This is a genomic window from Streptomyces sp. Ag109_O5-1 (assembly GCF_003814875.1).
Lineage (GTDB): Bacteria > Actinomycetota > Actinomycetes > Streptomycetales > Streptomycetaceae > Streptomyces > Streptomyces sasae.
Genome location: NZ_RKQF01000001.1, coordinates 9,007,402 through 9,033,422, shown reverse-complemented (window position 1 = coordinate 9,033,422; position 26,021 = coordinate 9,007,402). Strand labels below are relative to the sequence as shown.

27 protein-coding genes are annotated in these 26,021 nt (G+C 72.2%); 10 read left to right on the top strand and 17 right to left on the bottom strand.

The features are described from left to right. The first annotated feature begins 8 nt into the window (after positions 1-8). From EDD90_RS41120 to EDD90_RS41110, 3 genes are all read left to right on the top strand, one after another. A complete protein-coding gene (locus EDD90_RS41120) occupies positions 9-1,535 on the top strand; it encodes a S8 family serine peptidase (RefSeq protein ID WP_123978175.1) in 1,527 nt (508 codons plus the stop codon). Positions 1,536-1,596: 61 nt separating this feature from the next. Then, positions 1,597-2,973, top strand: coding sequence for a CoA transferase (locus EDD90_RS41115; RefSeq protein WP_123978174.1), 1,377 nt, complete (start codon positions 1,597-1,599; stop codon positions 2,971-2,973). A 120-nt stretch (positions 2,974-3,093) separates the two neighbouring features. Beyond that, positions 3,094-4,101, top strand: a complete 1,008-nt coding sequence (locus tag EDD90_RS41110; protein WP_260328449.1) for a CopD family protein — start codon at positions 3,094-3,096, stop codon at positions 4,099-4,101. Positions 4,102-4,160: 59 nt separating this feature from the next. Here EDD90_RS41110 and EDD90_RS41105 read toward each other — a convergent pair whose 3' ends face one another. The 8 genes from EDD90_RS41105 to EDD90_RS41070 all read right to left on the bottom strand — a co-directional run bounded on the left by EDD90_RS41105 (position 4,161) and on the right by EDD90_RS41070 (position 11,853). After that, on the bottom strand, positions 4,161-5,207 hold the full coding sequence (locus EDD90_RS41105; RefSeq protein ID WP_123978172.1) for a zinc-dependent alcohol dehydrogenase family protein: 1,047 nt from the start codon (positions 5,205-5,207) through the stop codon (positions 4,161-4,163). 36 nt (positions 5,208-5,243) lie between these two features. Further along, complete coding sequence (locus tag EDD90_RS41100; RefSeq protein ID WP_123978171.1) at positions 5,244-5,909, bottom strand: lysoplasmalogenase; 666 nt, start codon at positions 5,907-5,909, stop codon at positions 5,244-5,246. Beyond that, the gene (locus EDD90_RS41095) at positions 5,906-6,772 is read right to left on the bottom strand and encodes a sterol desaturase family protein (protein ID WP_123978170.1); all 867 of its coding nucleotides are present in this window, start codon (positions 6,770-6,772) and stop codon (positions 5,906-5,908) included. Before EDD90_RS41095 ends, EDD90_RS41100 begins: the two co-directional genes overlap by 4 nt. Positions 6,773-6,895: 123 nt before the next feature. Further along, positions 6,896-7,609, bottom strand: a complete 714-nt coding sequence (locus tag EDD90_RS41090) for a VIT family protein (protein WP_123978169.1) — start codon at positions 7,607-7,609, stop codon at positions 6,896-6,898. Positions 7,610-7,654: 45 nt separating this feature from the next. Next, entirely contained in the window at positions 7,655-8,878 is a 1,224-nt protein-coding gene (locus EDD90_RS41085) for an amidohydrolase family protein (RefSeq protein WP_123978168.1), read from the bottom strand. Next, positions 8,875-10,161: an amidohydrolase family protein gene (locus EDD90_RS41080; protein WP_123978167.1), complete on the bottom strand. Its 1,287-nt coding sequence runs from the start codon at positions 10,159-10,161 to the stop codon at positions 8,875-8,877. Before EDD90_RS41080 ends, EDD90_RS41085 begins: the two co-directional genes overlap by 4 nt. A gap of 13 nt (positions 10,162-10,174) precedes the next feature. Beyond that, complete coding sequence (locus EDD90_RS41075) at positions 10,175-11,059, bottom strand: SDR family NAD(P)-dependent oxidoreductase (RefSeq protein WP_123978166.1); 885 nt, start codon at positions 11,057-11,059, stop codon at positions 10,175-10,177. Then, positions 11,059-11,853 carry an acetoacetate decarboxylase family protein gene (locus EDD90_RS41070; protein ID WP_123982168.1) on the bottom strand — a complete coding sequence of 265 codons (795 nt, stop codon included), beginning with the start codon at positions 11,851-11,853 and terminating at the stop codon, positions 11,059-11,061. The genes EDD90_RS41075 and EDD90_RS41070 overlap by 1 nt, the downstream gene beginning before the upstream one ends. Before the next feature lie 160 nt (positions 11,854-12,013). On the opposite strand from EDD90_RS41070, the gene EDD90_RS41065 reads away from it, so the two are divergent. From EDD90_RS41065 to EDD90_RS41045, 5 genes are all read left to right on the top strand, one after another. After that, positions 12,014-13,006 carry a DEDDh family exonuclease gene (locus EDD90_RS41065; protein WP_123978165.1) on the top strand — a complete coding sequence of 331 codons (993 nt, stop codon included), beginning with the start codon at positions 12,014-12,016 and terminating at the stop codon, positions 13,004-13,006. A gap of 92 nt (positions 13,007-13,098) precedes the next feature. Further along, positions 13,099-13,332: a hypothetical protein gene (locus tag EDD90_RS41060; RefSeq protein WP_123978164.1), complete on the top strand. Its 234-nt coding sequence runs from the start codon at positions 13,099-13,101 to the stop codon at positions 13,330-13,332. 95 nt (positions 13,333-13,427) lie between these two features. Then, the gene (locus tag EDD90_RS41055) at positions 13,428-14,222 is read left to right on the top strand and encodes an SURF1 family protein (protein ID WP_123978163.1); all 795 of its coding nucleotides are present in this window, start codon (positions 13,428-13,430) and stop codon (positions 14,220-14,222) included. A 90-nt stretch (positions 14,223-14,312) separates the two neighbouring features. Further along, on the top strand, positions 14,313-16,097 hold the full coding sequence (locus EDD90_RS41050; RefSeq protein ID WP_123978162.1) for a glycoside hydrolase family 15 protein: 1,785 nt from the start codon (positions 14,313-14,315) through the stop codon (positions 16,095-16,097). 5 nt (positions 16,098-16,102) lie between these two features. Then, a complete protein-coding gene (locus EDD90_RS41045; RefSeq protein ID WP_123978161.1) occupies positions 16,103-16,858 on the top strand; it encodes an SDR family oxidoreductase in 756 nt (251 codons plus the stop codon). Positions 16,859-16,965: 107 nt separating this feature from the next. Here EDD90_RS41045 and amaP read toward each other — a convergent pair whose 3' ends face one another. Genes amaP through EDD90_RS41020 form a run of 5 tightly spaced genes read right to left on the bottom strand, consistent with a single transcriptional unit; the run spans position 16,966 to position 19,217 of the window. Further along, positions 16,966-17,544, bottom strand: a complete 579-nt coding sequence (gene amaP, locus EDD90_RS41040) for an alkaline shock response membrane anchor protein AmaP (protein WP_123978160.1) — start codon at positions 17,542-17,544, stop codon at positions 16,966-16,968. Positions 17,545-17,548: 4 nt separating this feature from the next. Continuing rightward, entirely contained in the window at positions 17,549-18,154 is a 606-nt protein-coding gene (locus EDD90_RS41035; protein WP_123978159.1) for a DUF6286 domain-containing protein, read from the bottom strand. Then, entirely contained in the window at positions 18,154-18,513 is a 360-nt protein-coding gene (locus EDD90_RS41030; RefSeq protein WP_123978158.1) for a hypothetical protein, read from the bottom strand. Before EDD90_RS41030 ends, EDD90_RS41035 begins: the two co-directional genes overlap by 1 nt. 8 nt (positions 18,514-18,521) lie before the next feature. Beyond that, the gene (locus EDD90_RS41025) at positions 18,522-18,716 is read right to left on the bottom strand and encodes a hypothetical protein (protein ID WP_123978157.1); all 195 of its coding nucleotides are present in this window, start codon (positions 18,714-18,716) and stop codon (positions 18,522-18,524) included. Between the two features lie 36 nt (positions 18,717-18,752). Then, positions 18,753-19,217 (bottom strand): Asp23/Gls24 family envelope stress response protein, encoded by a 465-nt coding sequence (locus EDD90_RS41020; protein WP_123978156.1) that lies wholly within the window; start codon positions 19,215-19,217, stop codon positions 18,753-18,755. 87 nt (positions 19,218-19,304) lie between these two features. Between EDD90_RS41020 and EDD90_RS41015 the strand changes: the two genes are divergently transcribed. Further along, positions 19,305-20,003: a nucleopolyhedrovirus P10 family protein gene (locus EDD90_RS41015; RefSeq protein ID WP_123978155.1), complete on the top strand. Its 699-nt coding sequence runs from the start codon at positions 19,305-19,307 to the stop codon at positions 20,001-20,003. Positions 20,004-20,073: 70 nt separating this feature from the next. Here EDD90_RS41015 and EDD90_RS41010 read toward each other — a convergent pair whose 3' ends face one another. From EDD90_RS41010 to EDD90_RS41000, 3 genes are all read right to left on the bottom strand, one after another. Further along, positions 20,074-20,877 carry an enoyl-CoA hydratase/isomerase family protein gene (locus EDD90_RS41010; protein ID WP_123978154.1) on the bottom strand — a complete coding sequence of 268 codons (804 nt, stop codon included), beginning with the start codon at positions 20,875-20,877 and terminating at the stop codon, positions 20,074-20,076. 128 nt (positions 20,878-21,005) lie between these two features. Then, positions 21,006-21,224: a helix-turn-helix domain-containing protein gene (locus EDD90_RS41005; protein WP_046727957.1), complete on the bottom strand. Its 219-nt coding sequence runs from the start codon at positions 21,222-21,224 to the stop codon at positions 21,006-21,008. A 361-nt stretch (positions 21,225-21,585) separates the two neighbouring features. Further along, the gene (locus tag EDD90_RS41000) at positions 21,586-23,184 is read right to left on the bottom strand and encodes an ABC-F family ATP-binding cassette domain-containing protein (RefSeq protein WP_123978153.1); all 1,599 of its coding nucleotides are present in this window, start codon (positions 23,182-23,184) and stop codon (positions 21,586-21,588) included. Positions 23,185-23,945: 761 nt separating this feature from the next. Here EDD90_RS41000 and EDD90_RS40995 point away from each other — a divergent pair. Further along, entirely contained in the window at positions 23,946-24,359 is a 414-nt protein-coding gene (locus tag EDD90_RS40995) for a VOC family protein (protein ID WP_123978152.1), read from the top strand. A gap of 22 nt (positions 24,360-24,381) precedes the next feature. Here the strand turns inward: EDD90_RS40995 and EDD90_RS40990 are convergent, their stop codons facing one another. Then, positions 24,382-25,770, bottom strand: a complete 1,389-nt coding sequence (locus tag EDD90_RS40990) for a hypothetical protein (RefSeq protein ID WP_123978151.1) — start codon at positions 25,768-25,770, stop codon at positions 24,382-24,384. Positions 25,771-26,021 lie beyond the last annotated feature (251 nt).

Below are 26,021 nucleotides of genomic sequence, written 5' to 3'. Positions count from 1 at the left end.
TCCCACAGATGACAGTGCTCCAGTCCCGCCACCGCCGCGTCCTCGCCGTCCCGCTCGGCATGGCCATGGCCGCGGCCCTCGCGTTCCTGCCCAACGTCTCGGCGTCCGCGGCCGCCGTCTCGCCGTCGGCCGGCAGCGGCGACGGGACATCGCTCAGCTATGTGGTCAACGTCCGCCCCGGGCACGGCACGTCGGAACGCGTCCAGAGAGCGATCGAGCGGGCCGGCGGCTCGGTGGTGATCGCGTACGACGAGATCGGCGTGATCGTCGTCCACTCGTCGAACGCCGACTTCGCCATGCTCATCCGCAAGGTGCCCGGCGTGGACTCGGCCGGGGCCACCCGCAACGCGCCGCTCCCGGCCCAGTCGACCACGGACGTCGGCACGCCCCAGGTGCTCAGCTCCGAGCAGGTGGCGCAGGCGGACGCACAGGCGACCGACGGGCAGGACCCGCTGGAGCCGCTGCAGTGGGATCTGCCCGCCATCAAGGCCGACAAGGCGCACGAGGTGACCCTGGGCAGCCCGAAGGTCACCGTCGCCGTCATCGACACCGGCGTGGACGACACCCACCCGGACATCGCCCCCAACTTCGACGCGGCTGCGTCCACCAACTGTGTCTCGGGCAAGCCGGACACGACGTACGGCGCCTGGCGGCCCAGTTCGACGGAGAGTCCCCACGGCACGCACGTGGCGGGTGAGATCGCGGGCGCCAAGAACGGGATCGGCATCACCGGTGTCGCGCCGGGCGTCAAGGTGGCGGGCATCAAGGTCGCCACGTCGGCGGGCTACTTCTACACCGAGGCCGTGGTCTGCGGTTTCGTCTGGGCGGCCGAGCACCACATCGACGTCACCAACAACAGCTATTACACCGACCCCTGGTACTTCAACTGCGTCGACGACCCGGACCAGAAGGCACTCGTCGACGCCATCACCCGGGCCTCCCTGTTCGCGGAGAAGAAGGGCACGGTCAATGTGGCCGCGGCCGGCAACGAGAGCTACGACCTGGCCTCCGACTCGATCACCGACCCGGTGTCGCCGAACGACGGCACACCGCGCGACCGGGTGATCGACCCGCACAAGTGCTTCGACATACCGACCCAGCTGCCGGGCGTCGTCACGGTCGCGGCGACCGGCGCGAAGGGCCTCAAGTCGTCCTTCTCCAACTACGGCCTCGGGGTCATCGACATCGCCGCGCCCGGCGGCGACGCGACGGCCTACCAGCAGCCGGAACCCCCGGCAACCAGCGGTCTGATCCTGGGTCCGCTGCCGGGCGGCAAGTGGGGATACATGGCGGGTACGTCGATGGCGACCCCGCATGTCGTCGGCGTCGCCGCATTGATCAAGTCAACCCATCCGCATGCCTCCCCCGCCCTGGTGAAGGCCCTGCTGTACGCCGAGGCGACCGCCACCCCGTGCACCGACCCCTACGACATCAACGGTGACGGCAAGATCGACGCGGTGTGCCAGGGGTCGAAGAACCACAACGGCTTCTACGGCTGGGGCACGGCCGACGCGCTGGCCGCGGTGACCCGGTAGCGCAGGGCACGCGCAGCACGCGCTCAACATATTGATTCAGTCAATAATGCATAGTGCAGTCATGACTGGAATCAACTACGCGTGGTCCGCGCTGGGCGGCGATCCGTCGCTGCCCGCGCGGATCACGACCGTGGCACGTGAGGGCACACTCCAAGCACGCCTTCCGGTACGGCAGCTCGCACGCGCATGTGTCGGCGTGTGCGCGCTGGCCGCCGCCGAACTGGGGGCGCGGCGGACCGGGACGGCGGAGGTGCCGGAGGTCCGGGTGGATGACGGGGCCGTGGCGGCCGCGTTCACCAGTGAGCGGCAGGTACTGGTCGACGGGCGGGCTCCCGTGCAGTTCGCCCCGCTGTCCCGGTTCTGGCGCACAGCCGACGGGTGGGTGCGCACACACGCCAACTACCCGCACCACAGGGCCCGGTTGCTGAGCGCGCTGGGACTGCCGGAGGATGCCGCGGCCGAGGACGTGGCGGCGCGGATCGCCGAGCGGCCCGCGCGGGAGGTGGAGGACGCGGTCCACGGCGCCGGCGGGCTCGCCGTGGCGCTGCGCTCGCCGAAGGAGTGGTCCGGGCACGAGCAGGCCGTCGAGGTGGCCGCGCGTCCCCTGATCGAGCGGGGCAGGCTGGACGCCGCGCACGCGCGCGTGCTCGCGCCGCTCGACGCCGGCGCCTCTCCCCTGCTGCCCGCGGCCGGGCTGCGCGTCCTGGATCTGACCCGGGTGCTGGCCGGCCCGGTCGCGACACGCACGCTGGGGCTGCTGGGCGCGGACGTCCTGCGCCTGGACGCGCCATGGCTGCCCGAACTCCCCGACCAGCACGCCGACACGGGCTTCGGGAAGCGGTCGGCGACGCTCGACCTGAGGACCGGCCGGGCGGCTTTCGAGGAACTGCTGGCCGCGGCGGACGTCGTGGTCACCGGCTACCGGCCGGGCACCCTGGACCGGTTCGGGCTCTCCCCCGAGGCGCTGGCCGGGCGGCGGCCCGGACTGGTGGTGGCCCAGGTGTCGGCGTGGGGCGCGTACGGGCCGTGGGGCGGGCGGCGCGGCTTCGACAGCCTGGTCCAGGTGGCCTCCGGTATCGCGGAGGTCGAGGGTTCGGCGGAGCGTCCGGGCGCGCTGCCTGCGCAGGCGCTGGACCACGGCACCGGGTATCTGCTGGCGGCGGGGGTGCTGCGGGCGCTGACCGAGCAGTCGTACGACGGTGGCGGCAGGTTCGTGCGGCTGGCCCTGGCGCGCACCGCGCGGTGGCTCACGGCGGAGCTCGAACCGGGTTCCGCGGCCGGTGAGCCGTACGAGGGGCCGGATGCCTGGCTCGCCGAGACGGACAGCGCGCTCGGGCGACTGCGGTACGCGCGGCCGCCGTTGTCCTTCATGGGCGGCCCGTCGGACTGGGCACGACCGCCCGTGCCGTGGGGTTCGGATCCGGCGCGCTGGGCGTAGCCGCCCAGGGACGACCGCGCACTCCGGTGTGGCCGGAAACGTACGAATAGGTGGATTGCCGTACCGTCAGCTGTTTTCCTTTACTTGCCCGGTTCTGTCATGGCTGGTGGAGATCATGGGGTGACGGTGACACGACCGACCGCCGAGGTGGCCGCGCGCGGCCCCGCCGGACGTCCCGGGACCGGCCGGGCCGTCGCCGTCCTGGTCCTGGTGGCCCTGGCCGCGCTGGTGCCACTGCTCGGGCCGTCCGTCGCGTTGCACGACACCGGGGAGGCGGCGGCGCCGGGGGTGAGTGGCATCGCGTTGCTGCGCGGGGTGCTGTTCGCCGCCCTGTGTGTGCCGTCGGGCGAGCTGTTCGTGGACCGGCTGGCCCGCCGGCTGCCGGACGCCCCGGCCGAACGTCCTTACAGCTGGGCGGTGTTCGCGGCCGCCGCCGGTTTCGCGGCCGCGCTGGGGCTGGCCTCGGTCGTGTCGACGGGCAACCTGGTGCCACACGGTCTCGCCGACATCGACGTGGGCGGCCTGTACCGGTCGCGCGACGGCAGGTTGGCGCTGCTGGAGGTCAACGCCTTTCTGCTGGCCGGGCTGTGCGCCCGCTCGCGCCGCCCGGCCTCCCAGGTGTGGCCGCTGGCCGCGGTGGCCGTCGCCGAGGCGCTGCGCGCCCATCCGACGCCGGAGCACAGCCCGTTGCTCGGCTCGGCGCTGACGCTGGTGCATCTGACGTGCGCGACGCTGTGGGCGGGCGGTCTGCTGCACGCGCTGCGCACACTGCGGCGGTGGGGCGGCCGGGAGGCCGGGGCCGCGCTGCTCGGGCTCTACGCGCGCGTGGCCGCCGTGCTGCTGGCGGCCATCACCGCGACGGGCGTGTGGAGTTCGCTGCGGCGGATGCCCGCGGGCACGATCCTGGACCAGCTGACGACGACGGCGTACGGGCGCACCCTGCTGGCCAAGGTGGTCCTCGTCGCCGGCGTCGCCGCGCTCGCCCTGTGGGCACGGTTCCGGCTGCGCCGTGCGGCCGACCCGCTCACCGCGTACGTCCCGGCGCGGGCCGAGGTGGCCGTGCTGGGGGTGGTGGTCGCGGTGTCGGGGGTGCTGACGGCGCTGCCGCTGCCGATCAGATGGACTTGATCAAGTATTGAGCCGGAGGTTGACCAGGCTCTTGATCAAGCCGTTGATCCGGCCGTGATTCAGCCGTTGGTGACGAGCACCTTCAGGGCGGTGCGTTCGTCCATCGCCTTGTAGCCGTCGGGCACGCCCTCGATGCCGACGGTCAGGTCGAAGACGGGCGACGGGTCGATGGTGCCGTCGAGGACGTCGGGCAGCAGATCGGGGATGTAGGTGCGGACCGGGGCGACACCGCCGCGCAGGGCGATGTTCCGGTCGAACATGACGCCGAGGTCCAGTCCGGTGCCGCTGCCGTGCGGCACGCCGACGAAACCGATCGCCCCGCCGTCCCGGGCGATGTCGACGGCCGTCCGCATGGACTGCTCGGTGCCGACGGCCTCGACGACGCAGTGCGCGCCCTGACCGCGGGTGAGCGCGCGGACGGCCTCCACGGCCGCGTCCCCGCGCTCGGCGACGACGTCGGTGGCGCCGAAGCGGCGCGCGATGTCGGTACGGACCTCGTGCCGGCCGAGCGCGATGATCCGCTCGGCACCCAGCCGCTTGGCGGCCAGCACGGCGCACAGACCGACTGCGCCGTCCCCGACGACGGCGACCGTGGCACCGGGACGGACGCCCGCGCCGAGGGCCGCGTGGTGGCCGGTGCCGAGCACGTCGGAGAGGGTCAGCAGGGCGGACAGCAGGTGGTCGTCGGAGGCCGCGTCCTTGGGCAGCCGGACCAGGGTGCCGTCGGCGAACGGGACGCGCACGGCCTCGCCCTGGCCGCCGTCGTAGCCCACGGCGCCCCAGAAGCCGCCGTGCTCGCAGGAGGTCGTCAGACCCTCGCGGCAGTAGTCGCAGACGCCGTCGGACCACATGAAGGGGGCGACCACGAGGTCCCCGCGCTTCACCGTGCCCACCTCGGAGCCGGTGCCCTCGACGACGCCGAGGAACTCGTGTCCGATGCGCTGGCCCGGCTGCCGGGCCGACTCGCCCTTGTAGGCCCACAGGTCGCTGCCGCAGATACAGGCGCGCAGCACCCGTACGACGGCGTCGGTGGGCAGCTGCACCACGGGCTCGGGTACGTCCTCCACGCGCATGTCGTACGGGGCGTGGATGGTGGTGGCGCGCATGGCGAGGGTCCTTCTCGTGCGGTGTCGTGAGTGCGCTCAAGGGGTGGTGGAGCGCACTTCACGGTACGCCGTGACCGGTGCCGGTCGCGCGTCGAGGGTGCCGCGGACCAGCAGGAACTGTGCGGCCGCATAGGTGAGCATGATCCAGAAGTCGGGCCTCGGCAGCTGCGGCCAGTCGGCGACGCCGGTCGCGATGAGGGTGTCGGAGAGCATGAAGAGCGCGCCGCCGAGCGCCGCGGCCGGGCGGAGCCGGGTGGCCGCGGTGTACGCCGTCGCGGTGAGGAGCGTGCTGTAGCCGGCGACGGGGACGCGGAGGCCCGCGGGCAGGTCCGGCCACAGCAGGGCGACCAGGGTGACGAGGGCAGCGGCGTAGACGGCGGCGAGGAGACGCGCACGCGCGTGTGGCGGGCCGTGACGGCGGAAGAGGACGAGATAGCAGACGTGTCCGGCGGCGAAGGAGGCCATGCCCGCCATGAAGGCGGGACCGGTGTCGGAGAGGAGCAGGACGTCGCCGCCCCAGCCGCACAGCAGGGCGGCGACGAGGAGCCGCGGGCCGCCCGCGCGGGCGGCGTACGCGGCGAGCAGGGGCATGAGCAGCGGCTTGGCAGCCAGATGCCCGGCGCGGAAGCCGACGAGGAGGGAGACGAGGTCGACGGCCGTGGCCAGGACGAACGCGCCCAGCAGCACCCGGGGCGCTCTCACGCGGCCACTGACTCCTCGGTCTGCTCCACGACGGCCGCCGGCGCCCAGCCCGGCCCCCGGAACACCCGCCCGGCCCGCTCACGCCAGCTGCGGGCGGCCTTCAGGTCCCTGCCGATGGCCATGTACTCATGAGTGGCCACCTTGATCGGGTTGAACGTGTCGATGTTCTTCGTCAACCCGTACACGGGCCGCTCCAGCTCCGGCACCCAGGACCCGAACAGCCGGTCCCAGATGATGAGGATCCCCCCGAAGTTGCGGTCCAGGTAGCCGCCCTGGGAGGCGTGGTGCACCCGGTGGTGGGACGGCGTGTTGAACACGAACTCGAACCACCTGGGCATCTTGTCGATGCGCTCGGTGTGGATCCAGAACTGGTAGACGAGGTTCGCGGAGGAGCAGAAGGCAAGCGCGGCCGGGTGCACACCGGCGGCGACGAGCGGGACGTAGAACGGCCAGACGGTCAGCGAGGTCCAGGGCTGGCGCAGCGCGGTGGTGAGGTTGAACTTCTTGCTGGAGTGGTGGACGACATGGCAGGCCCACAGGAGGCGGATGACATGATGGCCGCGGTGGGACCAGTAGTAGAAGAAGTCCTGTGCGAACAGCATCAGCAGGACCGTCCACCACAGGACGGGGACGCGCAGCGGGGTGAGCTCGTATATCGCCGTGTAGATCGCGACGATCGGGATCTTCCAGACGAAGTCGAAGAAGATCGACCCGAGTCCCATGCCGACGCTCGTGGCCGCGTCCTTGGCCTCGTATCCCTCGGCGTCGTCGTCGGGATGGATGCGGTAGCTGATCACCTCGATCACGGCGAGCAGCACGAAGGCGGGTATCGACCACAGCACGACATCGGGCAGGTTCGGCATGCAGGCACCGTAGAACCGCTGGTCGGCTGGGGCTAGAGGTTGTTACCCACAAGTATTTCCTGCGGTATGCGCTTGCTTGTTGGCCATCTCCGCCAATGAGCGGGCACATCGCGGGGATCTCCCTCAGACCCCGACCGCCCCCAGCAGGCTCCCCGCCGCATAAGTGACCCCCATGGCCAGCGCCCCGCCCGCGACGTTCCGCAGGACCGCCGGGCCCACCGCCGCCGCGCCCGACCGCGCGCTACTCCATCCCGTCAGGACCAGCGCCGCCAGTACCGACACCACCGTCACCGGCAGCCGCCAGTCGGCGGGTGGCAGCACGATCGCCAGCAGCGGCAGGAGCGCCCCCACCGTGAACGCCAGGAAGCTGGCGAGCGCCGCATGCCATGGGTTGGTCAGCTCGTCCGGGTCGATGCCGAGCTCCACGCGCGCGTGTGCTCTCAGCGCGTCCCGTTCCGTCAGCTGGACGGCCGCCTCCCGGGCCACCTCCCGCGACAGGCCCCGCCGCTCCAGCAGCTCGGTCAGCTCCTCCAGCTCCGCCTCCGGCTGCTCCTTCAGTTCGCGTTTCTCCAACGCCAGTGCGGCCAGTTCCGAGTCGCGCTGGGTGGACACCGACACGTACTCGCCCGCCGCCATCGACATCGACCCGGCGAGCAGCCCCGCCAGGCCCGCCGTCAGCAGCGCGTTCCGGTCGCCCGTCGCCCCTGCCACACCCACGACGATCCCCGCCGTCGAGACGATGCCGTCGTTCGCACCCAGTACGGCCGCCCGCAGCCAGTTGAGCCGGGAGCCGAGGGCTCCCCCATGGGCCTCGTTGTCGTGCGTCGGTTCCGTCACAGCAGGGAGGATCGCACCCCGAGGTGTCCTTCCGTCGCACCGACGTCACCAGACCCGTACCGAGGCCCCCCGTGCGAACACCGGGCTCGTCGCGTCCGCCGGCGGGTCCGGCAACGGCTCGGCGATCTCGGCCACCGTCGGTCCCACCTTCGCCGCGATCGGGTCCAGGAGGTCCAGGTCGAAGCCGTAGACGCGGGCCGCGTTGCCGCCCAGCATGGCCGCGAGTTCCGCGCGTGGGACGCCCTCGAAGGCGAAGCGCAGGCCCTCCCTCGTGTACGGATACGTCCCCTCGTCGTGCGGGTAGTCGCTGCCCCACATGATCTTGTCGAGGCCGATGCGGTCGCGCAGCGGCACCTCGTGCGGACGCATGAAGCTGGCGCCGACGAAACAGTTGTCCTGCCACACCGCCGACGGCGGTGCGCCCATCGACTCCGCCAGGCCGACTCCGAACTTGGACTCCGCGGTCGTCGCCTTCGCCGCCGCCAGCATGCGGCCGTGGTAGTAGTCCAGCATGGCCAGGACGCCCGGGATCCAGCCCGAGCCCTGTTCGGTCAGGACCAGTCTCAGGTCCGGGTGACGACGGAAGGCGCCGCCGAAGATCAGGTGCCACAGCGCGCGGTGCGAGAACCAGGTCGTCTCCACCATGAAGACCGCGCGGGCGGCGGGTTCGTCGCCGAGCGGCGGGGACGCCGATCCCGCGTGGTGGTTGACGGGCACGCCGAGTTCCGCGCAGACGGCCCAGATCGGGTCGTACACGCGCGCGTGGAGTTCGGGAAGGCCCGAGCCGGGGGGCGTTCCGGGCAGGAGGAGGCCGCCCTTCAGGCCCGCCGTGACCGACCAGCGGATCTCCTTTACGGCCTCGTCCACGTCGTTGAGGAGGATCTGGAAGACACCCGCCCGGCGGCCGGGCGCGGCGGCGCAGAAGTCCGCCAGCCAGCGGTTGTGGGCGCGCAGGCCGGCCCACCGCCGCTCGAACTCGGCCGCCGTCGGTGCGGGGGCCATCAGGGAGCCTGAGGGGAAGAACGGCGGGATGGTGTTCGGGAAGATCACCTCCGCGACGATCCCGTCCTCCTCCAGCTCCGCGAGCCGCCGCGCGGAGTTCCAGTTCCGGTCGGCCGAGTCGGCGAGCAGGTCCTCGTAGGGGTTGACGTAGGTCGCCGCCCAGGCGTCGAAGTCGTCGTGGTGGCGCTTGTCCAGGTAGGGCTTGTAGTCGAGGAGGTCCGCGCCCGCGTGGCAGTCGGCCGAGATCACCGTGTAGCGGTCGGTCACCGCGTCACCCCCAGGGTCGGGAAGTCGTTGTCCGTCAGCCAGTGGCGGCCCACCTCGCGCGAGCGGGCCCAGGAGGCCTCCACCGCCGCCTGGTCGGCCTGCTGGCCGAGGTCGGCGGGGGTGGGGCCGATACGGCGGGCCAGCGGGGTCAGGCCGTCCACGTCGAAGCCGAAGACGTCGGCCGCCGCCAGGCCGAGCATCCGGCGGGTCTCGGTCACCGGGATGTCGTGGAAGGTGCGGCGCAGCCACGCGCGCGTGTCGGGCCAGGTGCCCTCGGGGTGCGGGAAGTCGCTGCCCCAGAGGATGTTGTCGACGCCGATCTCGTAGCGCTGGGCGAGTTCCCGGCGCTTGGTGTTGGTGGCGCAGACGAACACCTGCCGGTCCAGGTACTCGTGCGGCGGGCGCCTCAGCTCCTCGAAGGGGGAGAGTTTCTTGCCGCCGTGCGCGCCGAGGTAGAGGCGGTCCATGAACCACAGCAGGTTCGGCAGCCACCAGCAGCCCGACTCGGCGACACCGAACTTCAGTCCGGGATGGCGTTCGAAGACGCCGGACCAGAGCAGGAACCACAGCGGACGGGCCGGCCACCACGTCACCTCGCTGACGTAGATGCCGAGATGGTCGCCGTACTCGTGGCGCGGGGCCGCCCCGGAGTGGGTGAGGACCGGCATCGCGCACTCGGCGGCCGCGGCCCAGACCGGGTCGTAACGGCGGTCGTGGTAGGGCTCCTTGTCGACCCACATGGAGGGGATCATGAGGGCGCCGAGGCCGGACTCCTTCGCGCGGTACACCTCGGCGACCACACGGTCCGTCGGTGCCGTGACCGGCAGCAGGGCCACCCCGCAGTGCCGTTCGGGGTGCTCGGACACGAAGTCGGCCAGCCAGCGGTTGTGGGCTTGGGCGCCCGCCATGCCCAGCTCCGGGTCCTGGTCGCCGGACAGGCCGAGGCCGACGCCGAAGGGAGCGGCGGTCCGGCTGTCGACCGCGTCGGCGTCCGGGAAGACCACCTCGGCGGCCACCCCGTCGCCGTCCAGCTCCTTCAGGCGCTGCGCGGTGTCCCAGCCCCCGCGCAGCCCCTCCTCGTTGTCCTCGAACCACTTGGTGGCGAACGCCTCGTTGCGGATGCCGAGCCGGGTCATCTCCTCCCGGCGGCGGTCGCGCCCGGCGAGGAACTCGTCGAAGTCCCGGTGGAACCGGGCGTCCAGATAGGGCCGGTACTCCTCGGTGGGCAGCCCGGCGTGGCAGTCGGAGGAGATGATCAGATACGGGTCGTCGTAGGCGGTCACCACTGCCCCCTGTTCAGTCCAGGATGAAGCTTTCGAGGTACGACGGGTTCGTCCGGTCCAGCATGGAGCGGGCCCGCGCCCGGATCTGGGCGTCGCTGTGCCCGCCGGGCGGCAGCAGCCAGAAGCGGTCCGCGCGGATGCCCGCCACGACGAACTCCGCGACCTCCTCGACGGGCGTGAAGCGGACCTCCTTGCCCGCCGCGCGCATCGCCGCCTCCCACTGGTCGAGGCTGCGGTACGGAGTCCTGCGCGGCCGCTCCTTGGCGTACCGGGCGGGCCGGTTGCGGTGCGACTCCCACAGGCCCGTGCGCAGCATGTGCGGCCCCGGGAAGAGCACCGAGGCGCCCACGCGCGCGTGCTCCGCCTTCAGGTGGGCGTACAGGGACTCGGTGAGCGTGACGACGGCCGCTTTCGTGACCGCGTAGACGGAGGCCGTCGGCAGCGGTGCGATACCGCCGTCGCCGGAGGACGTATTGACCACATGACCGGGTTGACCGGCCTTGATCATCCTGGGCAGGAATGCCTGTACGCCGTGGAAGACACCCCACACATTGACCTCGAACGCCCACTTCCAGTCGTTCGGTTCGTGCTCCCACATCCGGCCCTCGGCGCCCGAGCCGACCCCGGCGTTGTTGCACAGCACGTGCACCGCGCCGAACGTCTCGTACGCCGACTCGGCGAGTTCCTGGACCTGTTCGCGGTCGCCGACGTCGACCACGCGCGCGTGCACGTCGGCGCCCTCCGCGCGCAGGCCGTCGGCGGCCTTGTCCAGCGCGGCGGCCTCGACGTCGGCGAGGACCACCTTCAGCCCTTCGGCGGCGAACCGCCGGGCCATCGCGAGCCCCAGCCCGCTCGCCGCGCCGGTGACGACGGCGACCTGTCCGGCACGGAGTTCCATCAGCTCTCGCTCCCTTCCGGGGGCGCGTCATGGATCTGGCGCGGGTCGTCGTAGCGCTGGTGGACGTACGGCAACAGGGCCTGGGCGTCGACCCGTTCGACGACCCGGCCGCGCTGGTCGCTGGTCTTCTCGCCGAGGGTGATGTCCAGCAGACGCACCACCGGGAGGTCGGCGACCGGGTCGTAAGCGGACTCGCGGAGGATCACCTCCCCCGTCACACGCTCCAGCCGGCGGACCTTCTCCGCGCGGACACAGTGCACCAGGAGCGGGTCGCCGTCGAAGCCGGAACCGTCGACCGCCGGCAGGAACTTGAAGTAGAAGTCGGTCTTCGGGGCGGGCTCGGGCAGCGGCAGCGGGCCGTCGACCGTGCCGCGCACCTCCACGAAGGCGACGCCGTGCCGGGCGAGGGCGGCACGGATGTCCGGGCCGGTCCGCTCGACCGTCACCTCGCCCAGCTTCTTCGGCTCGCCGAACACCTCGCGGCCGCCGGTGAGGGCGCGCTCATGGGTCATCGGCATCACCAGCGGGTACCAGCCCTCGACCGCGCCGTGCGCGGCGGTGACCGCGAACGAGCCCGCGCCGAGCGGGTATCCGGGCAGTTCGACCTTGCTGATGTTGACGCGGGCCAGCGGCCGGCCGGAGGGCTTGAGCGGAGGCGGCAGTACGGCCGCGACCGCGTCCGGGTCGGTCTCCCAGACGGCCACCACGCCGGTGGACCAGACGTCCGGGAGCTTCGTGGTGCGCGCGGCCGCGATCTCCGCCCCGGTCCGAGCGCCGTACCGTACGCGTGCCATCCGCCGTACCGCCCTTCCGTCGGCCACCGCCCGCACGCTTGCACCGGGCGGCGAAAAGGTCCATAGCCACGCGAAGGGCAATCAGGACATTCGAACGGGCGGCTGCACCGGGCGACCTGACGGGCCGGACTGTCGGCCGGGGCCCGTATCCTCAATGACCATGCTCGAAGACCGTACGACCGCAGTGTCCCCCGGCACCCCGTGGCCGGCCGCGTATCCCAAGGGGTACGCGGTCGTTGACGTGGAGACCACCGGACTGGCCCGGGACGACCGGATAATCTCCGCGGCCGTCTACCGGCTGGACGAGCGCGGCGAGGTCGAGGACCACTGGTACACGCTGGTCAATCCCGAGCGTGACCCGGGTCCGGTGTGGATCCACGGGCTGACGAGCGAGACGCTCGAAGGGGCGCCGCTCTTCGCGGACATCGCCGAGGAGTTCTCGGCGCGGCTCGACGGCCGGGTGCTGGTCGCGCACAACGCGGTCTTCGACTGGCAGATGATCGCGCGGGAGTACGCGCGCGCGAAGGCCGAGGCCCCGGTGCGGCAGCGGCTGTGCACGATCGCGCTCTCCAAGGAGCTGGGCCTGCCGCTGCCCAACCACAAGCTGGAGACCCTGGCCGCGCACTTCGGTGTCGTACAGCAGCGGGCGCACCACGCGCTGGACGACGCGCGTGTGCTCGCGGAGGCGTTCCGCCCGAGCCTGCGGGCCGCGGCGGCGGGGAACGTACGGCTGCCGCTCCTGGAGTGCCGGCCGCTGACGGAGTGGTCGCAGACGCCCCGGATCGGGCAGCAGGCGAGCGGGGGCTACGGCGGCGGCTACCGGCCCAGCAGCTGGCGCCCGTCCCGCAAGCGGCCGGCGTGCCCGTACCCGAACCCGGGGCGGTACGAGGACGGCAAGCCGCTCAGGCAGGGCATGCGGGTGGCGTTCTCCGGGGACACCTCGACCGAGCGGGAGCTCCTGGAGGACCGGGCCGTCGAGGCCGGTCTGCACGTGTCGACGAGCATCTCCCGGCTCACCAGCCTGCTCGTCACCAACGACCCCGACTCGGGTACGTCGAAGGTCGTCAGGGCCCGCCAGTTCGGCACCCCGGTCATGGACGAGGCGGCCTTCGGGCAGCTGCTGCGGGACGTGGCGCCGGCCGCGGAGAAGTGACCGGGCGTCAGGACCGTACGGACGGGTGATTGCCGTGCGACTCGCCCCGCGCCCACTCGCCCGCGCGAGGACGACCGCCCACGCTGTGACGCATGGCTAAATGCGAAGTTTGCGGCAATGACTACGGAATGACCTTCGAGGTGCACGCCCAGGGCGCGGTCCATGTCTTCGACTGCTTCTCCTGTGCGATCCACCGCATGGCCCCGCTCTGCGAGCACTGCAAGGTGTCGATCATCGGCCAGGGCGTCGAGGCCGACAACCAGTGGTACTGCGGCGCCCACTGTGCCCGCGAGGCGGGGAAGGCGGGCATCGTCGACCGCGTGTGACCGGCGCCACGCGTGACCGCCGAGGCGGAGATGTGCCGGCCCTCTGGGGGACCCTCCCGCAGCGGGCCGGCACATGAGGGGTACGGTCTTTCTTCGTGTACCGCTTCCTGTTGACCCGGCAGTGGGTGATCCTCGCCCTGGTCTCGCTGCTTCTCATCCCCACGATGATCCGACTGGGGTTCTGGCAGAAGCACCGGTACGAGGAGCGCAGCGCCCGTAACCAGCTGGTGGCCGAGGCGCTGAACGCCAAGCCGGTGCCCGTGGAGCAGGTGACCGAGCCGGGGCACGCGGTGACCCGCAAGGAGCGGTACCACACCGTCACCGCGACCGGCACCTTCGACACCGCCGACGAGGTCGTCGTCCGCCGCCGTACCAACTCCGACGACGAGGTCGGCTACCACGTCCTCACCCCCTTCGTGCTGACCGACGGCAAGGTGCTGCTGGTCAACCGGGGCTGGATCTCGTCGGACGGCCCGAGCCAGACAGCCTTCCCCAAGGTCCCCGCGCCGCCCGCCGGCCGGGTCACCGTCCAGGGCCGGCTGATGCCCGACGAGACCACCGCGGCGAGCGGCATCAAGGACATCAAGGGCCTGCCCGACCGGCAGATCATGCTGATCAACAGCGCGGAGCAGGCGCGCCGGCTCGGCAAGCAGGTGCTGGGCGGCTACATCGAGCAGACCGCGCCGCAGCCCAAGGGCGACACCCCGGAGCAGATCTCCGACCCGGGCAAGGAAGACGCCCCGCTGAACTACGCGTACATGATCCAGTGGTGGCTGTTCGCCGCGGGCGTCCCCTACGGCTTCTTCGTGCTGGTCCGCCGCGAGGCACGCGCGCGTGCGGAGGCGGCGGAGAAGGAGCCGGCCGAGGAGGCGGAACCGGCCGCCGTCTGAGGCCGCGAGGCCGGCCGTGACGCGAGTGCCGCGTCACTCCCCCGGTCCACCCCCTGATTGGCCCCCGGGCCGACCGGGAAACCGGGTCCCGTGGACCGACGCATCGAGGACTACGCCCTGATCGGCGACGAACAGACCGCGGCTCTGGTCGGCCGGGACGGCTCCATCGACTGGCTGTGCCTGCCCCGCTTCGACTCCGGCGCGTGCTTCGCCAGGCTCCTGGGCGACGAGAACCACGGCCACTGGCGGATCGCCCCCATGGGCGCCACCACCTGCACCCGGCGCGCCTACCGGACCGGCACCCTGGTCCTGGACACGGAGTGGGAGACCGACGAGGGCACGGTCCGGGTCACCGACCTGATGCCCCAGCGCGACCGCGCCCCCGACGTCGTACGCGTCATCGAAGGCGTCAGCGGCCGCGTCACCGTGCAGAGCCTGCTCCGGCTGCGCTTCGACTACGGCTCGGTCACTCCCTGGATGCGGCGCTCCGGCGGGCACCGGGTCGCCGTCGCCGGGCCGGACTCGGTGTGGCTGCGCAGCGATCCTTCCGTACGGACCTGGGGCGAGGACTTCGGCACACACTCGGAGTTCACCGTCGCGGCGGGCGAGCGGGTCGCGTTCGTGCTCACCTGGCACCCCTCGCACCAGCAGCGGCCGCCGCTCGTGGACCCGTACGAGGCGCTGCGCACCAGCGTCACCGACTGGCGGCGCTGGACCGCCCGCTGCACCTACGACGGCCCCTACCGGGACGCGGTCGTGCGCTCCCTGATCACCCTCAAGGCTCTCACCTACGCGCCGACCGGCGGCATCGTCGCCGCCGCCACCAGCTCGCTGCCCGAGGAACTGGGCGGGGTGCGCAACTGGGACTACCGCTTCTGCTGGCTGCGCGACTCCACGCTCACCCTCGGGGCCCTGCTGTCCGTCGGCTACCACAAGGAGGCGGAGGCCTGGCGCAACTGGCTGGTCCGCGCGGTCGCCGGCGACCCGGCGGACCTGCAGATCATGTACGGCCTGGCGGGCGAGCGCCGGCTGCCCGAGTTCGAACTGGACTGGCTGCCCGGCTTCGTCGGCTCCAGCCCCGTGCGCGTCGGCAACAACGCGGTCGACCAGCTCCAGCTGGACGTGTACGGCGAGGTCATGGACTCGCTGTCGCTGGGCCGCAGCGCCGGCCTGTCCACCGAGCCGCACATGTGGTCCATCCAGTGCGCGTTGATGAAGTTCCTGGCGAAGGCCTGGCGGCAGCCGGACGAGGGCCTGTGGGAGGTGCGCGGCGGACGCCGCAACTTCGTGCACTCCAAGGTGCTGGTGTGGGTGGCCGCCGACCGCGCGGTGAAGACCCTGGAGGACTACCCGGAGCTCAGCGGCGAGCTGGAGACCTGGCGCACGATGCGCGACGAGGTGCACCGCGAGGTGTGCGAGAAGGGGTTCGACCGGAAGCGCAACACCTTCACGCAGTACTACGGATCGCGGGAACTCGACGCCTCGCTGCTGCTGATCCCGCGCGTCGGCTTCCTGCCCCCGGACGACCCCCGGGTGGTCGGCACGGTGGACGCGATCCGCGACGACCTGGGCCACGGCGGGTTCCTGCGCCGCTACGACACGGACGCGATCGGCGTCGACGGGATGCCGGGCGGCGAGGGCGCGTTCCTGGCGTGCTCGTTCTGGCTCGCCGACGCGCTGCACATGACGGGCCGCACCGACGAGGCGAAGGAACTGTTCGAACGGCTGGTGGGGCTCGTCAACGACGTGGGCCTGCTGTCCGAGGAGTACGACCCGGAGACGGGGCGTCAGCTGGGCAACTTCCCGCAGGCGTTCAGTCACATCGGGCTGGTGAACACCGCCCTCACGCTGTTCGGTGGCGAGAAGGCAGGATAGGGACCATGGATCTTGGACTGAAGGACCGGGTGTACGTCGTCACCGGAGCGACCCGTGGACTGGGCAACGCGACCGCGCGTGAGCTGGTCGCCGACGGGGCGAAGGTCGTGGTGACCGGGCGGGACGAGAAGCGGGTCGCCGAGGCGGCGGCCGAACTGGGGCCGAACGCGGTCGGTGTCGCCGTCGACAACGCGGACGCGGATGCGCCGGCGCGGCTGATCGCGGTCGCGCGTGATCTCTTCGGGGGCTTCGACGGCATTCTCGTGAGCGTGGGCGGGCCTCCGGCCGGGTTCGTCGCCGACAACACGGACGAGCAGTGGCGGACCGCGTTCGAGTCGGTGTTCCTGGGAGCGGTGCGGCTCGCTCGCACGGCGGCCGAGGAGCTGGAGGAGGGCGGTGTCATCGGGTTCGTGCTGTCCGCGTCCGTCCACGAGCCGCTTCCCGGGCTGACGATCTCGAACGGGCTGCGGCCGGGGCTGGCCGGGTTCGCCAAGTCGCTGGCGGACGAGCTGGGCCCGCGCGGGATCCGGGTGGTGGGGGTGCTGCCGTCCCGGATCGACACGGATCGGGTACGGGAGCTGGATGCGCTGTCCGCGGACCCGGAGGCCACCCGGGTCGCGAACGAGTCGCGGATTCCGTTGCGGCGGTACGGGGCGCCGGAGGAGTTCGGGCGGGTGGCGGCGTTCCTGATGTCTCCGGCGGCGTCCTATCTGACGGGGATCATGGTGCCGGTCGACGGGGGGCTGAGGCACGGGTTCTGACGGTCGCTCGTCGGGTGCGGGGTGTGGGGGCCGGTCGCGCCCACGCGGCGGAGCCGCATATCGCTACAGCCCCGCCCCCCGAACAGGTCGGCCCCCTGAGCGGCGGTTCAAGTCACCCTCTCCGCGCGGTGTCCGACCGACGTCAGCCGTACTTCCGCCGGGAGTCTCTTCAGAGCCGCCGAGTCCCGGGCGTGTGCCAGAGCCTGGGCCGTCAGGTCGTCCAGCGCCTCACCCGGTGGCACGTCCGGCTCCAGTTGGAGCCACACCCTCACCTGCGGTGCCGTCCGCGTGCCCCTGAGGACCGCCTGGGCGTGGGCCACGCCCTGCTGGTGGGCCGCGTCCGTCGCCAGGACCGTCTCCAGGGCCCTGCCGCGCAGCAGCGCGACCTCGCCGTCTCCCGTGTCCACCAGGACCTCCGTCAGGCGGCGCCGGCGCAGTTGCGCGGTGAGCCACCAGAGGGAGAGCAGGACCACGACAGCCAGTGCCGCCAGGACCGTCGGCCACCACCAGCTCGCGGCGCGCCAGTGGGTGCGCTGGGCGGTGGTGAGCAGGACGTCGTGACGGCTGTGATGGATCCACCAGGACGGGGCCGGGGCGCCGAGGCCGACGGCCAGGACCGAGCCGCTCAGGGCGAGGAGCAGGAGGCCTGCCAGGCCGGTCAGTACGCGGTTGACCGCGCTGAGCATGACGTCACCCCTTCTTGCCGGGTCGCAGCACGAGCAGTGTCAGCTTGGGCGGATGCGCGAGGCCCAGGCTGCGGATCGCCTCGGTCAGGGCCGTCTCCAGGTCGGCCCGGACCTCGTCGAGTTCGCGGAAGTGCGAGATGGCGAGGACATGGGCGCGGGAGCGGTGCAGCCGTACGCGTACCCGGCGTACGCCCGAGATGTCCATGGCCCGGTCGCGCAGCACCAGCGCGGCCGCGTCGCGGCGCAGTCCGGCGCGGATGTCGGGGTGGGTGCGGCGCATGGGCAGGAGGTTCCGCAGTCCGGGCGTGACGGCCAGGACCAGCAGCCACAGGCCCAGGGCGAAGCCGATGCCGGCACCGACCAGGACCCAGGTGTCGTCGAGGGGCCGCCGGGCGAGCTGGCGGGCCAGTTCGCGGCGCCAGTGCATCGCGGGGTGGTGGGCCCGGACGGCCGTGATGTCGTACAGGAAGGCGCCCGCGACGACGAGGCTGAGCAGTGCGACCAGGGCCGCGGGGGCGCGGCGCGGGGACCAGAAGCGGGCCTCGTGGGTGTGCGCGGGCGCGTCCGCCGGTGGTGGCTTGTCGATGACCGGTGTCTGTTCGGTGCTCATCACGCCCTCCCCTGGGTCTGGGCCGGGTGCAGCCGTTCGACGTGGACGACGACCTCCGGCACCTCCATGTCCACCAACGCGCCTACCCGCTCGACCACATGCCGACGCACGGCCGCGCACCGGGCGCCGATGTCCGACGGGTAGTCCAGTTCGAGGTGGACACGGACGCGTGCGATGTCATGGTGGATGACGACCGTGGCGTGCGGGGGCACGGCGTCCTTCGGGAGGGCGCCGAGCGCCTCGCGGGCCGCCTGTGCGGCGATCTTCGCCACGACCCGGTCGGCGATCCGGAGCGCGCCCCGCCCGCCGGGCGCCACGACCGCCGGGCCGCCGGGTGTCTCACTGCTCGCGGAGGTCATCGCGGAGGTCATCGCCGCCGGTCACGCCGGTCGTCTCGGCTGCGGAAGAACTCGCCGAGTTCCAGGTCCCCCTCCGCGAACCGGCCGACGACGAATCCGATCGCCCCCAGCGCCGCCACCAGCAGGAAGGCGCCGAACCCGCCGAAGTACCCGGCGAAGCCCAGCGCCATGCCGGCGATCATGCCGACCACGGCCAAACCCATGGTGCGCTCCCCTCGAAGGTCACTGAAGCCCAACGGTCACTGAAGCCGGGACTCCGGCTCTTCTTCCTCTTCCTCCGGCAGCTTCACATCACTCACCGCGATGTTGACCTCGACCACTTCGAGGCCGGTCATCCGCTCCACGGCCGCGATCACGTTCTCCCGCACCGCGCGGGCCACGTCGGCGATCGACACGCCGTAGTCCACGACGATCTCCAGGTCGAGCGCGGTCTGCACCTCGCCGACCTCGGCCTTCACACCCCGGGTCACGGACTTGGAGCCGCCGGGCACCCGGTCGCGCACGACGCCGAAGGTGCGGGCGAGTCCGCTGCCCATCGCGTGCACACCGACCACGTCCCGGGCGGCCAGCCCGGCGATCTTCTCCACGACCCCGTCGGCGATCGTCGTCCGCCCCCGGGTTGACGGATCGCCACCGCCGCGCCTGGTGGTCTTGCGGGTGATTGCCGTGGGGTCCTTCTCTGCCTCGGCCGCCGTCTCGCTCATCGCCGTGCGTCCCTTCCGGTCGTCGTCCTGCGACCACCGTAAGTGCGGATGCCCTGCCATGCCCCGGGGATGCGGCAGGCTGGAGCAATGACGGCGGACCGATGGACAGACGCGGTACGGCACCCCCTGGGTTTCGGCAGGCTGCTTCCGCTGGGCGGGCCGGGCGACGGGGCGTGGCTCACGGAGGCGGCGGCCGACGCGGCGGTGCGGCGGGCGGCAGCCGAGGTACCGGGCGTGCGGCTGGGTGCGGTGCGCATCGCGCCGGCGGATCCGGAAGCGGTGCAGGAGTCCGTCGTACCGCCACCGCCCGGTGCCGTGCCGCCAGGAGCGTTGCGTCTGTCGGCGGACTTCTCGGCGACGGCCGCGGAGCCGCTGCCGACGACGGCGGCCGGGCTGCGCCGGGCCCTGGCGGCGGCTGCGGTGGGGCTCGGGCTGGCGGTGACCGAGATCGACCTGCGGGTGACCGACCTGCTGGAGGAGGACGCGGCGGAGGCGGCGGTCGTACATGCGCCCCGGCCGCCGTCGGTCCGGGAGGGTGCCGACCCGGAGGGCGCACGGGTGACGGCGGCGGCACTCGCGGTGCCGGGGGTGGATCGGGTCACGGGCGCGCTGAGCCGTGAGATCCATTTCGACGCCGCGCTGCTGCGCCGGCATGTGCGGGTGGAGGTGGCGCTGGCCGACGACGGCCTGCGGGCCGTGGAGGTGGCCCGGCAGGTCCGTACGGCGGTCGGCGCGGCGCTGGACGACCAGCCGACGGTGGCCGTGGTGGTGACAGCGGTGGGTTAGCTGCCCACCGTGCAGAACGCGCGGGCCGGTGGGGTCCGGTCGCGCGGTTCCCCGCGCCTCTTACGGGGCGCTACTCACCCACCCCTGCCAGATCCCGCAGCCGCCGGGCCTGCGCCTGCCGCTCGGCAGCCCGCTGCTCGTCATATGTACGATCACCGGCACCCCGAAGCAGCGCCTTGGTCTCCACCACCGCGTCCCGCGGCGCGGCCAGCAGCGCCCCGGCCAGGTCGCGCACGGCCGCGTCGAGTTCGCCCACCGGCACCGCCACGCTGGCCAGCCCGGAAGCCACCGCCTCCTCGGCCTGGACGAAGCGTCCGGTCGCGCAGATCTCCAGCGCACGGGCGTAGCCCACCAGCGAGACCAGCGGGTGCGTGCCGGTCAGGTCCGGCACCAGGCCCAGGCTGGTCTCGCGCATCGCGAACTGCACGTCGTCGGCAACGACGCGCAGGTCACAGGCGAGGGCCAGCTGGAAGCCGGCCCCGATGGCGTGGCCCTGCACGGCGGCGATCGACACGATGTCGTTGCGCCGCCACCAGGTGAACGCCTCCTGGTATTCGGCGATGGTCGCGTCGAGCCCGGCGTCGTCGCGGCGCGCGAGCTCGATGAAGGTCGGCTCGCCCGGGATCCCTTCCGGCGAGAACATCTGCCGGTCGAGGCCCGCGGAGAAGGACTGGCCTTCACCGCGCAGCACGACGACCCGGACCGACCCCGGCAGTGACCGCCCGGCTTCGGCCAACGCCCGCCACAGTGCGGGGCTCTGGGCGTTGCGCTTGGCCGGGTTGGTCAGCGTCACCGTGGCGAGCGCGTCGTCGACGGTGAGCCGTACGCCGTCCTTGTCGAGTGCAGGAGCGAGGTCCTGGTCGGGCGAAGCCATGGGGCGCCTCCGGTGGGTGCGGTCATCATGCAGTGCCGTACGGCATGCTAAGTGACTGCACAGTAACCACCCGGCCGATCACACGACCGACCGGGTGGCCACCATCGAAGCCGATGGGCCGCCCGGGGTCAGGACGCGGCTTTCTTGCCCCGCGTCGCCCCGCCACGCCCACGCAGCGTGACACCCGACTCGCTGAGCATCCGGTGGACGAAGCCATACGAGCGGCCGGTTTCCTCGGCCAGTGCCCGGATGCTCGCACCGGAGTCGTACTTTTTCTTCAGGTCTGCCGCGAGCTTGTCGCGCGCGGCGCCGGTCACCCGGCTGCCCTTCTTCAGAGTCTCGGCCACCCGTGCCTCCTCATGGGAAGTGCGCTCTGGTCCCCTCATGATCACCCCTCCGGGGCGTGATGGCCACCCATTCGGCAAGGTCCGTGAGACATCGTTGTGACGACAGGAGCGCATCCCCACATACGGAATCTGTGATTCCGATGAGGGTTGCCCATAGGGCCGAACGGGCTCTTCCGTGAAGTACCAGGTCAGACATGGAGAGCGGCCGATCCCTTGTCGACAAAGGGATCGGCCGCGAAATCGATGTAGGACACACCTCGGTACGAGGAGATCTCACACAGATGATGGATCACCGATAGGCCGAATGATCCATAGCCAGTGGATCAGGCATTCGATCAAGCGAGGACGACGAGATCGGTTCTCAGGCGAGGGCCACCAGATCCGCGTAGTCGGCGCCCCACAGGTCCTCGACGCCGTCCGGCAGCAGGATGATCCGCTCCGGCTGGAGCGCCTCGACCGCGCCCTCGTCGTGGGTGACGAGGACGACCGCACCCTTGTAGGTGCGCAGGGCGCCGAGGATCTCCTCACGGCTGGCCGGGTCGAGGTTGTTGGTGGGCTCGTCCAGGAGCAGGACGTTCGCGGCGGAGACCACCAGGGTGGCGAGGGCGAGACGGGTCTTCTCGCCGCCGGAGAGGACCCCGGCCGGCTTGTCGACGTCGTCGCCGGAGAACAGGAACGAGCCCAGCACCTTGCGGACCTCGACGAGGTCCATGTCGGGGGCCGACGAGCGCATGTTCTCCAGGACGGTGCGGTCCGGGTCGAGGGTCTCGTGCTCCTGGGCGTAGTAGCCGAGCTTGAGGCCGTGGCCCTCGATCACCTCGCCGGTGTCGGGCCGCTCGACACCGCCGAGCAGCCGCAGCAGGGTGGTCTTGCCGGCGCCGTTGAGGCCGAGGATGACGACCCTCGACCCCTTGTCGATGGCGAGGTCGACGTCGGTGAAGATCTCCAGCGAGCCGTATGACTTCGACAGGCCCTCGGCGGTCAGCGGGGTCTTGCCGCAGGGCGCGGGCTCCGGGAAGCGCAGCTTGGCGACCTTGTCGGAGACACGGACGGCGTCCAGGCCGGCCAGCAGCTTGTCGGCACGCTTGGCCATGTTCTGCGCGGCGACCGTCTTGGTGGCCTTGGCGCGCATCTTGTCGGCCTGCGAGTGCAGCGCGGCGGCCTTCTTCTCGGCGTTGGCCCGCTCGCGCTTGCGGCGCTTCTCGTCGGCCTCGCGCTGCTGCTGGTAGAGCTTCCAGCCCATGTTGTAGACGTCGATCTGGGAACGGTTGGCGTCCAGGTAGAACACCTTGTTGACGACCGTCTCGACCAGGTCGACGTCGTGGGAGATCACGATGAAGCCGCCGCGGTAGGTCTTCAGGTAGTCGCGCAGCCAGACGATCGAGTCCGCGTCGAGGTGGTTGGTCGGCTCGTCGAGCAGGAGCGTGTCCGCGTCGGAGAACAGGATCCGGGCCAGCTCGATACGGCGGCGCTGACCGCCGGAGAGCGTGTGCAGGGGCTGCCCGAGCACCCGGTCGGGCAGGTTGAGCGCGGCGGCGATGGTGGCGGCCTCGGCCTCGGCGGAGTACCCGCCCTTGGTGAGGAACTCGGTCTCCTGGCGCTCGTACTGCCTCAGCGCCTTCTCGCGGGTGGCGCCCTGGCCGTTGGCGATGCGCTGCTCGTTCTCGCGCATCTTGCGGATCAGTACGTCGAGGCCGCGCGCGGAGAGGATGCGGTCGCGGGCGAGGACGTCCAGGTCGCCGGTGCGGGGGTCCTGCGGGAGGTAGCCGACCTCGCCGGAGCGGGTGACGGTGCCCGCTGCGGGGATGCCTTCGCCGGCCAGCACCTTGGTGAGAGTGGTCTTGCCGGCGCCGTTACGGCCGACCAGGCCGATGCGGTCGCCCTTGGCGACGCGGAAGGTGGCGCTCTCGATGAGGATGCGGGCACCGGCGCGCAGCTCGATACCGGAGGCGGAGATCACGGACAGACTCCTGGGCGTACGGAAATTGACGGGTGGGCGGCTGAGGACGTTCCCGCCGTCTAATGCGCGAGGAGAATGGCCATGGGCCAAGTCTAACGGGGCGGCGCAAGCGCTTTTTCTGTGTGCGGGCGTTCGAGGGGGCCCGTGACGGGGCGGTCGTTGCCCAGGGATGCGCGGTGCGGGGCGGTCCCGCGCAGGTCGTCCACGGCGCCGAGCTGCGCGGTCCGGGCGCCGTGTGCGCGGGGCCGGGCGACGTGTGCGCGGGGCCGGGCGACGAGCAGGGCGGGGCCGTGAGATACGGCACGTCCGGGCCGGAACACGCAGCCCTCGCGAGCGGGCGGCACCCAGCGCAGGTCGCCGTCGACGGTGCTGCACCCAGCGCAGGTCGCCGTGGACGGTGCTGCACCCAGCGCAGGTCGCCGTCGACGGTGCTGCACCCAGCGCAGGTCGCCGTCGACGGTGCTGCACCCAGCGCAGGTCGCCGTCGACGGTGTGGTGGGCGGCGCAGGTCGCCGTCGACGGTGTGGTGGGCGGCGATGCGGGCCGGGATGGCCACGCCGTCCTCTTCGACGGTCAGGTCGGCACCGCGTGCGGGACGGTGGCCCCGGCGGTGGGGCCGTTCCACTGCCCGGGGGACCGGGTGGGCCGTCGGCCCGCACGGGCCGCGCGGGCCCGGGGCGTTGTCGGTGGCGGGTGCAAAACTGTGCAGCAGGCCGGAACGACGGCTTTCGGGGGGACCGGCACACGAGGGAGTGATCGGTATGGCAGGCACGACCGGCGGTCGGCCGAGCATCTATCCGTCGCTGTTGTACGCGGACGCGAAGGCGGCGATCAAGCAGCTGACGGAGGCCTTCGGCTTCACCGAGCTGTCGGTGTACGAGGGCGAGGACGGCAGGGTGCTCCACGCCGAGCTGGTGCAGGGCAACGGCGCGATCATGCTGGGCTCCAGCGGCCGCGGCGGCCGTTTCGACGCGGCCATGGAGGGCGCGGGCCCGACCGGGGTGTACATCGTCGTGGACGACGTCGACGCTCACCACCAGCGGGCCGTGGACCACGGCGCCGAGATCCTGATGCCCCCGACGGACCAGGACTACGGCTCGCGGGACTACATGGCCCGGGACGTCGAGGGCAACGTCTGGAGTTTCGGCACCTACGCCCCGGAGATAGCCGGCTGACCCGCCGTCCCCGCGCCTGCGCTCATCCGCCGGTGTGCACCTGGAAGGCGGCCCGGCGGACGGCCTTGGCCAGCGCGGGGTCGGGGTGGGCGGCGGCGAGGGCGACCAGGACCTGCACGGTGCGCGGGTGGCCGACGGCACGGACCTCGTCGAGCAGCGCGGGGACGGTCGGCTGCAGCGCCGACTCCAGGTGGCGGACGAGCATCGGCGCCTCGCCGTGGTCGGCGACCGCGGCGGCGGTGTCCACCCAGAGCCAGGTGGCCTCTTCGCGGGTGAGGACCTCGTGGGCGTCCTCCGGGTCGACCCCGTCGTGCTCGGCCAGCCACAGCAGGGCGTACGGCCGCAGGGTCGGCTCCTCGACGACCGCGCGGACGTCCGGTTCGGCGGGGGCGCCGACGACCCGCAGCGCCTCGAAGGCGAGGCCGCGCAGCAGGGCGTCCTCGCCGCGGGCGGCGTCGACGAGTTCGCCGACGGCGCTGCCGACGGGGCGGGCGGCGAGCCAGGCACGGTACTCGGCGCGGGCCGCGTTGGGGCGGAGCTGGGCGCAGCCGCGGAGCATCTCCTCGGCGGCGACCTCGATGTTCCCGGCGGGGCTCTGCGCGGCCACGCAGATCTGCTCCAGCTTGACCCACACCGCCCAGCTGCCCAGCGGGGTGAGGGTGGCCTGGGCGTCGCCGCAGGTCAGCGCGCCGACGGAGGCCAGGGCGTGCAGGGACCAGTCCAGGAGGGGGGCGAGTTCGGCGTCCTCGGCGGGCGCGGGGTCCTCGGCCGGTGCGCGGTCCGCCGGGTCGGCGTCGGCGGAGCGCAGCGCGGCGACCGGACCGGCGGACCCGGACCCGTTCTCCGTCTCGTAGGGCACCTCACAACGCTCGGTGCGCAGTTCGGTGACCCGCTGCCGCAGCAGGTCCAGGAGCTGCTCGACCGGGACGGGCCCGGCGGAGAGCTGGAGGAAGGAGAGCACCTGGGGCATGGCCGAGACGACCTCGGCGACGGCGGCGGCCTCGAATTCGGCGGGCTCCGGGTGGGCGAGCGACCAGGCGTCGAAGAGGGCGACCCAGCCGCGCAGCACGGCGCTGTCGTCGCGGTCCCAGGCGCGCAGGCGCCAGCCGGGGCGCGCGGTCTCGCCGTGCACCTCGACCAGGCCGGCCAGCCGGGCGGTGTCCCAGTCGGCACGCACCTGAGCCGCGGTCAGACCCAGATCGCCGGCCGCGCGTTCGGCGGTCGCCTCGGAGAGGGTGGCCTTGCCGTCGGCGGTCGCGCCGTCGCTGCCGGGTCCGAGGGCGGCGTCGGCCCAGTGGGCGACGCGGGCCGCTCCGGCCAGCCCGGAGCGAGCCATTCTGGCCAGCTCGGCGGGGGCCGGGGTGCCCTCGGGCGGGCGGGGTGCGGGGCGGCGCGCGGGCCGCTGGTTCATCGCTCGGGGGGCGGCGGCCAGGGGTCGCGTTCGGACGAGTCGAAGCCTTGAGTCGCGCGGGATACGGGACGTCACGGGTGCAGTCTTCCGGTTGACGGTCCGAAAACCCAAACGGAATGTCACGGCGGGCTACGGGGCTGGCCAACGCACGGGCGCCGACGGGAGGCGGAGAGACATGTTCAGGCCAGTGATACAGCCTTAAACGGAACCTCTGGAACCGGATGGAACCAGGGCTTCCGGCCCGTGCCGAG

Coding starts and splice junctions, on each gene's coding strand:
- EDD90_RS41015 (WP_123978155.1), top strand. CDS start 19,305: ATGACGGCGGACCGATGGACAGACGCGGTACGGCACCCCCTGGGTTTC.
- EDD90_RS41010 (WP_123978154.1), bottom strand. CDS start 20,877: ATGGCTTCGCCCGACCAGGACCTCGCTCCTGCACTCGACAAGGACGGC.
- EDD90_RS41060 (WP_123978164.1), top strand. CDS start 13,099: ATGGCTAAATGCGAAGTTTGCGGCAATGACTACGGAATGACCTTCGAG.
- EDD90_RS41120 (WP_123978175.1), top strand. CDS start 9: ATGACAGTGCTCCAGTCCCGCCACCGCCGCGTCCTCGCCGTCCCGCTC.
- EDD90_RS41035 (WP_123978159.1), bottom strand. CDS start 18,154: ATGAGCACCGAACAGACACCGGTCATCGACAAGCCACCACCGGCGGAC.
- EDD90_RS41065 (WP_123978165.1), top strand. CDS start 12,014: ATGCTCGAAGACCGTACGACCGCAGTGTCCCCCGGCACCCCGTGGCCG.
- EDD90_RS41025 (WP_123978157.1), bottom strand. CDS start 18,716: ATGGGTTTGGCCGTGGTCGGCATGATCGCCGGCATGGCGCTGGGCTTC.
- EDD90_RS41045 (WP_123978161.1), top strand. CDS start 16,103: ATGGATCTTGGACTGAAGGACCGGGTGTACGTCGTCACCGGAGCGACC.
- EDD90_RS40995 (WP_123978152.1), top strand. CDS start 23,946: ATGGCAGGCACGACCGGCGGTCGGCCGAGCATCTATCCGTCGCTGTTG.
- EDD90_RS41070 (WP_123982168.1), bottom strand. CDS start 11,853: ATGGCACGCGTACGGTACGGCGCTCGGACCGGGGCGGAGATCGCGGCC.
- EDD90_RS41105 (WP_123978172.1), bottom strand. CDS start 5,207: ATGCGCGCCACCACCATCCACGCCCCGTACGACATGCGCGTGGAGGAC.
- EDD90_RS41075 (WP_123978166.1), bottom strand. CDS start 11,059: ATGGAACTCCGTGCCGGACAGGTCGCCGTCGTCACCGGCGCGGCGAGC.
- EDD90_RS41115 (WP_123978174.1), top strand. CDS start 1,597: ATGACTGGAATCAACTACGCGTGGTCCGCGCTGGGCGGCGATCCGTCG.
- EDD90_RS41095 (WP_123978170.1), bottom strand. CDS start 6,772: ATGCCGAACCTGCCCGATGTCGTGCTGTGGTCGATACCCGCCTTCGTG.
- EDD90_RS41020 (WP_123978156.1), bottom strand. CDS start 19,217: ATGAGCGAGACGGCGGCCGAGGCAGAGAAGGACCCCACGGCAATCACC.
- amaP (WP_123978160.1), bottom strand. CDS start 17,544: ATGCTCAGCGCGGTCAACCGCGTACTGACCGGCCTGGCAGGCCTCCTG.
- EDD90_RS41030 (WP_123978158.1), bottom strand. CDS start 18,513: ATGACCTCCGCGAGCAGTGAGACACCCGGCGGCCCGGCGGTCGTGGCG.
- EDD90_RS40990 (WP_123978151.1), bottom strand. CDS start 25,770: ATGAACCAGCGGCCCGCGCGCCGCCCCGCACCCCGCCCGCCCGAGGGC.